At 67.2% G+C, this 12,144-nt stretch carries 10 protein-coding genes; 9 read left to right on the top strand and 1 reads right to left on the bottom strand.

The window, feature by feature from the left end:
* Positions 1-207: orotidine 5'-phosphate decarboxylase / HUMPS family protein (locus AB0J91_RS32585; RefSeq protein ID WP_363876777.1), on the bottom strand; the 207-nt coding region annotated here is incomplete at its 3' end.
* Between the two features lie 691 nt (positions 208-898).
* Between AB0J91_RS32585 and pqqA the strand changes: the two genes are divergently transcribed.
* The 9 genes from pqqA to AB0J91_RS32540 form a co-directional block, all read left to right on the top strand.
* Entirely contained in the window at positions 899-994 is a 96-nt protein-coding gene (pqqA, locus tag AB0J91_RS32580; RefSeq protein WP_363796024.1) for a pyrroloquinoline quinone precursor peptide PqqA, read from the top strand.
* Between the two features lie 406 nt (positions 995-1,400).
* On the top strand, positions 1,401-1,715 hold the full coding sequence (gene pqqD, locus AB0J91_RS32575) for a pyrroloquinoline quinone biosynthesis peptide chaperone PqqD (RefSeq protein ID WP_363876774.1): 315 nt from the start codon (positions 1,401-1,403) through the stop codon (positions 1,713-1,715).
* Between the two features lie 13 nt (positions 1,716-1,728).
* Positions 1,729-2,817, top strand: coding sequence for a pyrroloquinoline quinone biosynthesis protein PqqE (pqqE, locus tag AB0J91_RS32570; RefSeq protein WP_363876783.1), 1,089 nt, complete (start codon positions 1,729-1,731; stop codon positions 2,815-2,817).
* A gap of 472 nt (positions 2,818-3,289) precedes the next feature.
* The gene (hxlB, locus tag AB0J91_RS32565) at positions 3,290-3,895 is read left to right on the top strand and encodes a 6-phospho-3-hexuloisomerase (protein WP_363796020.1); all 606 of its coding nucleotides are present in this window, start codon (positions 3,290-3,292) and stop codon (positions 3,893-3,895) included.
* Positions 3,896-4,044: 149 nt separating this feature from the next.
* Positions 4,045-5,043, top strand: coding sequence for a class II fructose-bisphosphatase (glpX, locus tag AB0J91_RS32560; protein ID WP_363876771.1), 999 nt, complete (start codon positions 4,045-4,047; stop codon positions 5,041-5,043).
* A 117-nt stretch (positions 5,044-5,160) separates the two neighbouring features.
* Complete coding sequence (locus AB0J91_RS32555) at positions 5,161-6,564, top strand: ATP-dependent 6-phosphofructokinase (RefSeq protein ID WP_363876768.1); 1,404 nt, start codon at positions 5,161-5,163, stop codon at positions 6,562-6,564.
* A 738-nt stretch (positions 6,565-7,302) separates the two neighbouring features.
* Positions 7,303-8,706: a LytTR family transcriptional regulator DNA-binding domain-containing protein gene (locus AB0J91_RS32550; protein ID WP_363876765.1), complete on the top strand. Its 1,404-nt coding sequence runs from the start codon at positions 7,303-7,305 to the stop codon at positions 8,704-8,706.
* An 81-nt stretch (positions 8,707-8,787) separates the two neighbouring features.
* Positions 8,788-10,971, top strand: coding sequence for a catalase/peroxidase HPI (gene katG, locus AB0J91_RS32545; protein WP_363876780.1), 2,184 nt, complete (start codon positions 8,788-8,790; stop codon positions 10,969-10,971).
* An 825-nt stretch (positions 10,972-11,796) separates the two neighbouring features.
* A partial coding sequence (locus tag AB0J91_RS32540; RefSeq protein WP_363876762.1) for an MSMEG_3727 family PQQ-associated protein occupies positions 11,797-12,144 on the top strand: 348 nt, incomplete at its 3' end.

Below are 12,144 nucleotides of genomic sequence, written 5' to 3'. Positions count from 1 at the left end.
CTCCAGCTCACCGGCATCGGCGGTCTTCATGTCGGCGAAGACCAGCTTGTCCGGGTGCGCGGCCTTGATCGCCTTGATCGCGTCGAGCCCCTCGGACTTGATCAGCGGTGTGCCCAGTTCGAGGATGTCCACGTGCTCGGCGGTCTGGCGGGCCAGGGTCAGCGCGTCTTCGAGGGTGGCGACGTCCAGTGCTACCTGCAGCTTCACGGCAATCTCCTCAATTCGTGGTGCTCGGCGGATTCCGGTAATGGGGCACGGATGACCTGCGTCGAGATCCACAACGCGGCGAGCATCGAAACCGGCCGGAGTCGCCTTGGTGCTCTCGGATTCCGACGGAATGGTTAGCAGATCACAACGTCGCTCGACGGGTACCGTTCGTTGATTCCTTCGGGAGCCACCCTTCCTCGGTTCCGCATTCTTCTCGGAGCCAGAGCGGGCAACGGCCTGTGACACTGCACGGATCTGTACGTCTAGTCAACCAGTGCGGAACGAACGGATGCCATTGCGGCACAAACGGTCGGGAGAAACTCCCAAATGGCCATTTGATGGAATGCGAAGAATGATGTTGCGATCCGGGTGGACGCCAACGTATGATGCTTCCGGCACTAACCGCGAAATGTCCGGGTGGCCGGACTGCGATTCCGGTTGAGCGGCCGATTCTGCATCCGTTGAAGAGCGCACGAGACGCTTCGAACTTCTGAACTCCTGCAGAGACGTGTCAGCACAGCTCTTCTCGCACGGCCCGATTGTTGGGAAGCAACAGATCGGCCTCGCGGGAGTGCTGCGGCTTTCGGCAGCGTCTCCGGGCGTTGCTGGTTCAGCCTGGGCGCTGGCCGTGGTGAACCACCTGGGGGTCAGCCAGAACCTTGCCGTCGAGTCTCGAAAGGAGGTGTGGTCAATGGAGTCCGGAACCCCGCAGTGGGAATCGCCCCGGTTCGAGGAAATCGGGTGCGCGGCTGAGGTGACGATGTACGTCGCCCAGGTCGAGGAGTGAGCCCTCCCGCCGATGGGCGGGTTCGAGCGTGACCGTGGACACCGGGCATCCGGTGTCCACGGCGCCCCTGCAGTGGTCGGGACCGCAGGCTGCGTTCCTGACCGGAGCGCAGGAGATCGCGGCCCCGGCGGACGCTCGGAACGGCTCGCCGACCTGCCCGCGGAGCGAAAGATCTAGGTGCATCTGAACAACACCAACCGCGCCGGACCTGATGAGTGAGCGCCTCGCCGCGTTCGAGCGGTACTGCACCCGGGTCGACAGCGACGGTCTGACCGCAACCGGAGCAGGCCGCGCGACTCCGAGCACGCGCTGCAACTGGTGACCGAGCGGCGTCGCTCGGCCGATCAGCGCGAGAGCGCGGTCGCTGCCCTGTCCTTCACGTGCGACGTCTTCTGGAGCATGCTCGATGACATCGACCAAGCCCACCCCGGCTGAACCGGCCCGGTTGCCGGACTCGGCGCGCCCGCGCTTGGCGGCCGCTCTGCGGCTGACCTTCGACGAGGTGCGCGGGCAGCTCGTGCTGCTGGGTCCCGAGTCCGTGCGGGTGCTGAATCCGACCGGCGCGGCGATCCTGCAGCTCTGCGACGGACGGCGGGACGTCAGCGGAATCGTCTCTGAGCTGCAGGATCGTTTCGCCGGGGCCAATCCCGGTGAGGTGCGGGAATTCCTCGGTCGCCTCGCCGCCAAGCGATGCGTGGAGATCGATGATGACCGGCACTGATTCCGCGAGCACGATGCCCAGCCCGTTCGGCCTGCTGGCGGAGCTGACCTACGCGTGCCCGCTGCATTGCGCGTACTGCTCGAACCCGCTCAACCTCGCCGACTACCGCGGCGAGCTGTCCACGGAGGACTGGAAGCGGGTGATCGGCGAGGCGCGCGCGTTGGGCGTGCTGCAGCTGCACCTGTCCGGCGGGGAACCGCTGCAGCGGCGCGACATCGTCGAGATCGTGCGCTTCGGCAGCGATCTCGGGATGTACACGAACCTGATCACCAGCGCTCTCGGTCTGTCGCGCCGTCGCGCCGAAGACCTCCGCGCGGCCGGGTTGGACCACGTGCAGATCAGCGTGCAGGCCGACGAACCGGCCAGTTCCGACCGCATCGCAGGCACGGCGTCGTTCGCGCGCAAGGCCGAGGCGGCGCGGATGGTCAAGGAACTGGGCTGGCCGCTGACGTTGAACGTGGTGCTGCACCGCCAGAACATCGATCGGATCGGCGAGATCCTCGAACTGGCGGAGCAGCTCGACGCGGACCGGGTCGAGCTGGCCAACACCCAGTACTACGGCTGGGCCTGGCGCAATCGGGACGCCCTGCTGCCCAGCCGCGCGCAGCTGGAACGATCCGAGCGGATCGTGCGCGAACAGCGGGAACGCCTGCAGCGCATGGAGATCATCCACGTGCTGCCGGACTACTACAGCAAGTACCCCAAGGCGTGCATGGGCGGGTGGGCGCAGCGGCAGCTCACGGTCGCGCCCAACGGGGACGCGTTGCCGTGCCCGACCGCGCAGTCGCTGCCGCTGCCGCGCGCGAGCGTGCGCGAGCACTCGCTGGCCTGGATCTGGCGGGAATCGCCGCTGTTCAACGCTTTCCGCGGTGTCGATTGGATGCCGGAGTTGTGCCGCAGCTGCGTGCGCCGGGACGAGGACTTCGGCGGGTGCCGTTGCCAGGCCTTCCAGATGACCGGTGACGCTTCGCGCACCGACCCGATCTGCCACCTCTCGCCGGATCGCGGGCTCGTCGACGAGGCCATCCGCGCGGTCAACGAGAACGAGGTCGCCCCGGTCGGCGAGCTCATCCCGAGGCCGCACCCGCGCGACCAGCGGTAGGGCCGCAGGCGCAGCATCCCATCCGCACCCGGGCCCGTGGCTGAGGTGCGGCACAAGACGGCGGCGACTCCGGGCCGGGCATCCCCTCAAGCCGGCCCGGGGCCGCCGCTTTCCACGCCCGGGGAAGCGCCGCCGGTGGCGTGCGCTCCGGTGGTGGATCGGCGGTAGGGAATCGTTTTCGCGGAGGGATATTCCCTCAGTTCCGTTTGAGCAGGTTTCAAAACCGTTCGTACGACCCGGGTACCTGTTCGTGACGGCGACGTTGACGTAGACGTACAGATCCGTGCAGTCTCTTGAACCAGAATTCATTCGTGCTGCGGCGAAAAGCCGCGGATCCGAGGAACGATCGGCTCGCGCAGCCGATCTCCTCGGCGAACGTCCAGCAATTGACCTCTGCCCTGTGCGGCCGCGACTCAGCGGTCGCGCGCTGAACTGATGAGAAGATCCGACCGACGAGTGGAGAGTGTCGCAAATGACGGACACGGGCACTGCTGATCAGAACGTGGGCGAGAAGCTGAATCCTCCCCTTTTCAACTACGCGACGTTGGCCATCAGCACCGAGGTGGACCGGGTCTGCAAGGGCATCCAACCGGCGGCGTGGGCACGGGCCGGAGCGATGTTGCTCAAGGCGCCGGCGGTGTTCACCGTGGGCACCGGGCGGAGCGGACTCGCCCTGCAGATGGCGGCGATGCGCTTCATGCACCTCGGGCTGTCCGCGCACGTCGTGGGCGCGACGACAGCACCTGCGATCGGTTCGGGCGACGTCTTGGTGGCGGCATCGGGGTCCGGCTCCACGTCGCGCGTGGTGCGGGCCGCCGAGACCGCGCGCAAGCAAGGTGCGAACGTGGTGGCGCTGACCACCGCCGCCGACTCCGCGTTGGCCAAGGCCGCGACCGAGGTGCTGGTGATCCCAGCCGCGGACAAGCAGGATTTCGACGGGAAATCCTCCGATCAGTACGCGGGGAGCCTGTTCGAGCAGTCCGTTCTGCTGCTCACCGACGCCCTGTTCCACGCGTTGTGGCGAACCAGCGGAATTCAGGCCCGCGACTTGTGGCGCCTCCACGCGAATCTTGAGTGAGCAGCGCGCGGGGAACCGCGAGGAATTCATCGATCCGATTCGACATCGCGCGTGGGCGTGTGCGGGCCATCCTGTGCTGATCGCAGGGCTCGTCAACTCCGTGATCCCTCTGCCGCAATTGAGGCAACAGACAATTCGAGGAGCCCGAGATGCAGCGCCGAACTGAGCTCGCACCGCGAACTCGCACCGATATCCACACGCTGGAATCGGTCGCGCTGGCGGCCACGCACAAGGCCGCGTTGGCCAGCCAGGCCTGGGTCGGCAGGCAGGACAAGAAGGCCGCCGACGGCGTGGCCACCGAGGCCATGCGCGCGGTGTTGGCCGACGCCCCGGGGCGGGGAACGGTCGTCATCGGGGAAGGGGAGAAGGACGAGGCCCCGATGTTGTACAACGGTGAATCCGTGGGCAACGGTCTCGGCCCGGACTTCGACATCGCAGTGGACCCGCTAGAGGGAACCTCGTTCTGCGCGAAGAACCTCCCGGGTGCGATGGCCACCATCGCCTTCGCCGAGTCCGGGACCTTGTGGTCTCCCGGTCCGGGGTTCTACATGGACAAGATCGTGGTCCCGCCCCGTGCGAAGGGCGTCGCCGACCTCGCCGACTCCCCCGAGCGCACACTGGCCAACGTCGCGAGCGCCCTCGGGAAGAAGGTGGGGGAGCTGCGCGTGGTCATCATGGACAAGCCGCGGCATCAGGACCTGATCGCGCGGGTGCTCCGTGCCGGCGCCGCGGTGCACACCCCCGCCGAAGGCGACGTCGGGGGAAGCCTCGAGGTGCTCCTGCCGACCGGCGACGCCGACCTCCTCCTCGGGGTCGGTGGCACGCCCGAAGGCGTGATGACCGCCGCAGCGGTCCGCGGGCTAGGAGGTGACATGCTCGGTCGCCTCGCTCCCCAACGCGCGGAGGAGGCCGACGCGATCCGCGCGGCCGGCATGGACCTCGACCGCATCTACACCTGCGACGAACTCGTCAGCGGCGACGCCTTCTTCGCCGCGACCGGCGTCACCAATGGATCACTGCTGAGCCGGCCTCGGGAATCCGACGGCGCGGTCCTCGCGGAGTCCCTCCTGATCTCCAGGCGTCAGGTGCGCCGCGTAGCGCACACCACCTTCGGGTCCATTCCGGGGACGGTCAGCGTTCCCAGCTGATCCCACGTCCCGCAGTGGGCCGGCCGCGTCCTGCGGACGGCGGCCTCGTGGGCGGTCTTGACCGTCCACAGCACTCATCCCGCCGGCCATCACGGCCATCACGTTTGAGGAGATCCGGTGACATTGCACCTGGACGACCTGCGCGTTCGCCACCTCGGTGAGTGTCACTACGACTCACCGTTCTCCGAGATACTCGCCGCCAAGCAGACCTCTCCGCACTACGTCGCGGAAGGCGACCGGGTTCTTCTCGAAGACACCGTGTCCATGCTCGCCGAGCACAACCTCCCGCCGGCCCGGCTTCCGAGCTTCGAAGCCGCCGGGCCGCGCCGCAAGATCTACTTCGACCCGGCTCGCGTCACGGCGGGCATCGTCACCGCCGGTGGGCTGTGCCCGGGCCTCAACGACGTGATCCGCGGCCTGGTCCAAGAACTCACCGTGCACTACGAGGTCAAGCGCATCCTGGGCTTTCGCAACGGATTCCGCGGAATGACCGCCGAACGCTGCAACGACACCATCGAGCTCACGCCCGACCGAGTCCGCGACATCCACAACGCAGGCGGCACCATCCTGGGCAGTTCACGCGGTGCGCAGGACGCCGACGAAATGGTCGACAGCCTCGTCCTGCGAGGCATCAACGTTCTCTTCGTCATCGGTGGTGACGGGGGCATGCGCGCCGCGACGCGCCTGGCCGCGGCGATCCGGGCGCGCGGTCTGGACATCGCGGTCATCGGGGTCCCCAAGACGATCGACAACGACCTGCCCTACACCGACCAGTCCTTCGGGTTCCAGAGCGCGTTCGCGCAGGCGGCCAACTTCATCTCCTCGGTCTCCGTCGAGGCTGCGGCCAGTCCTGACGGGATCGGCATCGTGAAGCTGATGGGCCGGCATTCCGGGTTCATCGCCTGCTACGCCTCGCTGGCCCGCAACGCCGCGGACATCGTCCTCATCCCGGAAGTGCCCTTCGTCCTCGAAGGGCCGGATGGCCTGCTGGCCCGCGTCGAGCAGCACGTGCGCGCCAAGGGCTTCGTGGTGATCGTCGCCGCCGAGGGGGCGGGCCAGGACCTGCTCGCCGAGCGTGGCCTGCTCGAAGACGCGACCGATGCCTCCGGCAACGCCAAGCTGGGGGACATCGGGGCGCTGCTCCGGGAGAGCATCGCCGCTCACCTCACCGAAGTCGGCCTCGCTCCCACCATCCGCTACATCGATCCGAGCTACGCCATTCGCAGCGTCACCGCGAACGCTTATGACAGCGTCTACTGCCTGCGCTTGGCCCATGCAGCGGTGCACGCGGCCATGGCCGGTCGCACCGAAACGGCCGTCGTGCGCTGGAGACGGCGCTTCGTGCACGTGCCCATGCCGTTGATCACCAGCCATCGCAACCAGGTCGATCCGGACGGCGACCTGTGGATGTCGGTGCTCGAAGCGACCGGGCATCTCGTTCAGCCTCGAACGTGCGGCCCGCACATTGATCTAGGTGGTCGTGGTGACCGAGACGTGTGCCGATCGACGGTGGGCATGTAGGGCGGCGTTGCGAACCGGCGGTTATTCCGGAAGTCGGTTCAGCGAAGGGCCGTGGTTGTTGGCGAGTTCTGATTCGGTGCTCGGGAACCGCGTCGCAGGAGGGACAAGTCCGCTCTTACCTGTCCTGTGCGCCATGATCGGTATTCGTTTCTGGAAGCCGATTCCCTGAAATTCGCATCGGCGGTATCGGGGTGCGGTTCTCGGCGTCACCAGAGCGAAGTCCGCACTCGTCTCCGAGGTCACGTCCCCTCCGGAGGGGCGTCGGAGATCGACGTTTCCGACCTTGCTCTCGGCTTAATCGGAGCGGGCGGTCAACGGGTGATCAGCACGGATGGCTCGTCGCTGACCAGCAGCGCTCGGTCCGGAGACCGCCGCGGGGGGTTGGCGGCTCAGGCCGATCCCGGTCGGCGGTCTCGCCGCCCACCGGCTTTGCGGGTGACTCAGACCACCGCTGGTTGTCGCGTGGTCGCCGTTCGTGCGCCGTTCGCCAGCGGTCGTCGCGCGCTCCTTGCAGAGCAAATCCGAGACCACGTAGCTTTCGCCACGATGTCATGAAAACTGAAGCGCGGAATGCCGCGGATTTGGCGTTCGCCGCTCAGTTCTCGTGGAACGTCCGAGTGGGCCAGCGGTCCGTGTTCGAAACCTGGGCAGCGATTCGGGGCCCGTGCGCACAACGACATGAGCGTTTCCCATGCCGGCATTCGTTCCGGATTGGTAGGAGACCAAAGGCGGTCTTACATGGCAGACATTCACCGGCTCGAGTCGCCGACCCGCAACGCGGGCAAGGCGACGGTGTACGGGGCGTGGGAGCGCTTCGTGCAGGGCGAGGACGACATCCGAGGTGTGCGGCCCGAGGTGGCGCTCTCCTGGCACCGCTGCCGGGATCAGTACCGCGTCGACCCGCACCTGACCGAAGCGCCGGAGGCCGCGACGGATGTCGACCACACGCTCGAGCACGGCGTCGTGTTCGCCGAACTCGGCTTCCGCGCAGCCTCCGTGGTGGACGACGTGAGCAAGATCGGTGGCGTCGTGACCGTTGCCGATGCCAGTGGTCGGGTCTTGGCCGAATGGGGAGACAAGGCCACGCGCTCCTTCGCCGCCAAGGCCAACCTGGCGCCGTGGTTCTGCTGGTCGGAGGGTGCCACCGGCACCAACGGCATGGGCACGGCGCTGGAGACGCACGCGCCGGTGGTGATCCGGGGTGCCGAGCACTGGTGCGAGGCGTTCCACGACTGGACCTGCGCGGGTGTGGCCGTGCGGGACGTGGTGACCAAGGAACCGGTCGCGGTGCTCAACATCTCCTGCTGGCGCAGCGAGCTGCCCGCTCCCGTGGGTGCGTGGCTGAGCAACGCCGCCAGCAGGACGCAGTTCATGTTGCGACGGCGCGCTCGGGACGCCGGCGCCGAGCTGGTCGCGGCCTACAACCAGGCCAGGTCGCGGTCGAGCCTGGGGCTGGCCGCGGTGGATCCCGCAGGCCGTGTGGTGATCGCCGACGATGCGGCGAGCGTGCTGCTCGGCGTCCCGAGCTCGACGCCGGCACCTGATCCCGCGATGAGGTGGGAACCCCGGGGGCTGCCGGGTCTGATCCGCGCCTCTCGCTATGCCGCCAAGCAGGCCTCGTGCAATCCCGCTTGGGTCGGCTCGACGCAGATCTTCACCCACCTCGCCGATGAGCCGACGCCGATCACCTTCCGGCCCGTCTTCCTGTCCGGTCACCTGGTCGGCAACCTGATCTCGTTCGGGGTTCACGAGGGTGAGCAGCTGCCGCGGATGGAAGGCGGCGGTGGTTCACATGACCAGGGCCAGGCGTCCCGGATCGTGGCGATGCGGGAGAACCGGATGGTGCTGCTGCGACTGCCGGAGATCGCCTTCGCCAAGTCGGAGGGCAACGACGTGTGGCTGTCGACCGACCAGGGCCGCTTGCGGGCGACCTGGCCTGCGCTCGACAAGCTCGAAAGGGAGCTGGGCGGAAGCGGTTTCCTCCGGGTGCACCGCCAGTTCGTGGTGAACCTCAGCCGCATCCGGGAGGTCGAGCGCGGTTTCAAGGGTGAATTGGCCCTGGTGATGGACAACGAGGCGAACACGATGGTGTCGGTGTCCCGGCGCAACGCTCCTGCGGTGCGCCGGGCACTGGGCATCTGAGGGCGCCGGAAGACATCGGGAGGAGCTTCCGTGCCGGAGAATCCGGATGCCGTGGCGATCATCAGGAACTACGACCAGAGCGTGCAACGGGAGGCGGTGCGCAGTCGGAACCGCCCGGTCGCGGGCGGGGACAGCCGTGACTGGTGGCCGCACCGGCTGAACCTGGAGATCCTGGCCAAGCATCATCCGGCGGCCAACCCGTTGGGCGCGGATTTCGACTACGCCGCCGAGTTCGCCGAGCTCGATCTCGACGTGCTGGCGCGGGACGTGGATCGGGTGCTGACGACGTCGCAGGAGTGGTGGCCGGCGGATTTCGGGCATTACGGTCCGCTGGTGCTGCGGATGGCGTGGCATTGCGCCGGGACGTACCGCGTCGGCGACGGCCGGGGTGGAGCGGCTTCGGGGATGCAGCGGTTCGCGCCGACCAACAGCTGGCCGGACAACCGCAACCTGGACAAGGCGCGCAGGCTGCTGTGGCCGGTCAAGCAGAAGTACGGCCGCAGCATCTCGTGGGCGGATCTGATGGTGTTCGCCGGCAACCGGGCGCTGGAGTCGATGGGTTTTCGCACTCTGGGCTTCGGCGGCGGCCGAATCGACGTGTGGGAGCCGGACGCCGACGTCTACTGGGGGCCGGAACGCACCTGGCTCGGCGACGAGCGGCACACGGGGGTGCGCGATTTGGAAGAGCCCCTCGCCGCCGACGAGATGGGCCTGATCTACGTCGACCCGCAGGGCCCGGCGACGCTGCCCGACCCGATCACCTCGGCCCGCGACATCCGGGCCACGTTCGGGCGCATGGGGATGAACGACGAGGAGACCGTCGCGCTCATCGTCGGCGGCCACACCTTCGGCAAGACTCACGGCGCCGCCGACGTCACTCGCAGCCTCGGCGCTGATCCTGAGAGCGCATCGCTGGAGGAACAGGGCCTGGGTTGGCGGAACGCCTACGGCAGCGGCAAGGGCGCCGATGCGATCTCCAGCGGCCTGGAGGGGATCTGGACGCCGAATCCGACCCAGTGGGACAACGGATTCCTGGAAACCCTGTTCGCCTACGAGTGGGACGTGGAGCTCAGCCCCGCCGGGCTGTGGCAGTGGGTGCCGCGCGAAGGCCAAGGGCATGGCACGGTCCCCGACGCGCACGACCCGTTCAAGTCCCACACCCCGACGATGCTCACCACCGACCTCGCCCTGCAGGAAGATCCCGGCTACGAGCGGATCGCCCGCCGTTTCCTGGCACGCCCGGACGAACTGGCCGATGCCTTCGCGCACGCGTGGTTCAAGCTCACTCACATCGACATGGGCCCGATCCAGCGCTACCTCGGCCCGCTGGTGCCCGACGAGCGGATGATCTGGCAGGACCCGGTCCCGGAACTCGCCCACGAGCTGATCGACGACGCCGACATCGCCGACCTCAAACAACGCCTCCTCACCTCCGGCTTGACGGTGTCGCAGCTGGTGTTCACCGCCTGGGCCGCGGCGTCGACCTACCGCGACAGCGACAAGCGCGGCGGTGCCAACGGTGCCCGCATCCGGCTCCAGCCCCAGTGCGACTGGGACGCCAACGACCCCGACCTGACCGCGCCTGTGATCGCCGAGCTGGAACGCGTCCAGGAGCGCTTCAACACCGATCAGGACGGGGGAAAACGGGTGTCACTGGCCGACCTGATCGTGCTCGGCGGCTGCGCCGCGGTGGAGCGCGCCGCGGTGCTGGCCGGCCACGACGTTCGGGTGCCGTTCACCCCGGGACGCACGGATGCCACCCAGGAGTGGACCGACGTGGAGTCGTTCGCCGCGCTCGAACCTCGCGCGGACGGGTTTCGCAACCACCTCGGAGCGGGCGCCCGGTTGCCCGCGGAGTACCTGCTTGTCGACCGGGCGAACCAGCTGACGCTGAGCGCTCCGGAGATGACCGCGCTCGTCGGAGGACTGCGCGTGCTGAACGCCAATCGCGGGCGGACTCGGCTCGGCGTGCTCACCGAGACGCCCGGGAGGCTGACCAACGACTTCTTCGTCAACCTCCTCGACATGCGCACCGAATGGGTGGCCATGTCGCCGAAGCGCGCATTTCCCAACTCCTTCGAGGGGCGCGATCGCGCGACCGGCGAACCTCGGTGGACCGCGAGCAGGGTCGACCTCGTCTTCGGCTCGCACTCCGAGCTGCGCGCGCTGGCCGAGCACTACGCGGCCGAGCAGGAAGACTTCGTGCGCCGATTCGTGGCCGCGTGGGACAAGGTCATGAACCTGGACCGGTTCGACATCCGCTGAGCAGTTTCGTCCAACGGGAGCGGGGTCTGGGAAGAGACCACGAAAACCTTCGATCTGTCCAGTCCGAGACGACCCCGGTGAGGATGTCTCGGCGCGCATCGAGATTCGCCTTGGTGTCCGGCCGTTGTCCGACGCCGCGCGGGACGGGTTCAGGGCGGTTCGAAGGTGCTGTCCGCGAACGCAATCTGGGACGCACGTGCAGTGATTGCCCGTGCAGCGCGGAAATCCCATCACCGCGGATGCGGTGTGCCGTTCCCGGGCGTGCGAGACAGGCCTGATCGAGGTCGATAGCCCCTTGGAGATCGCTGTTTGCAGGTGCTTTGCGCGCTCTGACAGTCCAGGTCGGGCGGATCGGCCGGTCGATCCTCCGGTGTTCGGGAGGGTGATGCGGTTGGGCGGTAGGTGATTCAGTGCGAGCGGTGCAGCTGGCCGAGTTAGCGGTTAACCCTTCCGGGGCGGTTCCCATCCCAGTAAAATTCCGGAGTATCACAGGTTAATTGGCCGGAATTCGGAACTGGCGGACGAAGAATCGAAACGCTGTCGCCGCGCCAGGACGTGCCTGTGGGAGGGAACAGCGCATCAGCGCGCAGTTTTCGGTCATTGCAGCTGATCTCGTCCCCTTTCTGTGAGATCACCGAGGGAGGCGCCGGTGAAACCGGTGTGTTCGCACGCCTGTCGTTGCTCTCCTCGGTGAGAAGGAGTGTCTGCGGAGGTGTGGAGCGGTGGGAGCGCTGTGCCTGCGAACTGCAGGTGCACCCATTCGCCAGCGGCCCAGACCTGTACGAGCGATCCGGACGTGGATTCGAAATGAGGAGGTGAGGTCCGATGACTACGACTCAGGAACGTGAAGACCTTCTGAGTGAGCTCGGGTTGGATGCGCAGAACAGTGCGGCGATTGGTCGTGTGCTGGGTACCGGCAACATCGTGCGGGCCAGCGAGCGGGCTGATGGCACGATGGAGGCGACCATCCGGATTCGGGAGGATGAGATCGCTTGGGATCCGGCGATTCTGGTGTTGCCGCATGGTGGTGATCTGGAGTTGACGATCATCAATGATGACAAGAACACCCATGCTTGTTTGTTGCCGAGCAATGGGGATAAGAAGTTCATCTGGTTGCTGAATCATTCGAAGGGTCGGGCGAGGATCAATCTGGATGGTCCTGGTTATTACTGG

Source organism: Saccharopolyspora sp. NPDC049357, from assembly GCF_040677225.1.
GTDB lineage: Bacteria > Actinomycetota > Actinomycetes > Mycobacteriales > Pseudonocardiaceae > Saccharopolyspora.
The sequence above is the reverse complement of the archived record's forward strand: the minus strand, read 5'-3'. Positions and strand labels throughout refer to the sequence as shown.

Bases quoted from the DNA above. Each gene is read 5' to 3' on its own strand.
- pqqA (WP_363796024.1), top strand. From the start codon at position 899: ATGGAGTCCGGAACCCCGCAGTGGGAATCGCCCCGGTTCGAGGAAATC.
- pqqD (WP_363876774.1), top strand. From the start codon at position 1,401: ATGACATCGACCAAGCCCACCCCGGCTGAACCGGCCCGGTTGCCGGAC.
- pqqE (WP_363876783.1), top strand. From the start codon at position 1,729: ATGCCCAGCCCGTTCGGCCTGCTGGCGGAGCTGACCTACGCGTGCCCG.
- hxlB (WP_363796020.1), top strand. From the start codon at position 3,290: ATGACGGACACGGGCACTGCTGATCAGAACGTGGGCGAGAAGCTGAAT.
- glpX (WP_363876771.1), top strand. From the start codon at position 4,045: ATGCAGCGCCGAACTGAGCTCGCACCGCGAACTCGCACCGATATCCAC.
- AB0J91_RS32550 (WP_363876765.1), top strand. From the start codon at position 7,303: ATGGCAGACATTCACCGGCTCGAGTCGCCGACCCGCAACGCGGGCAAG.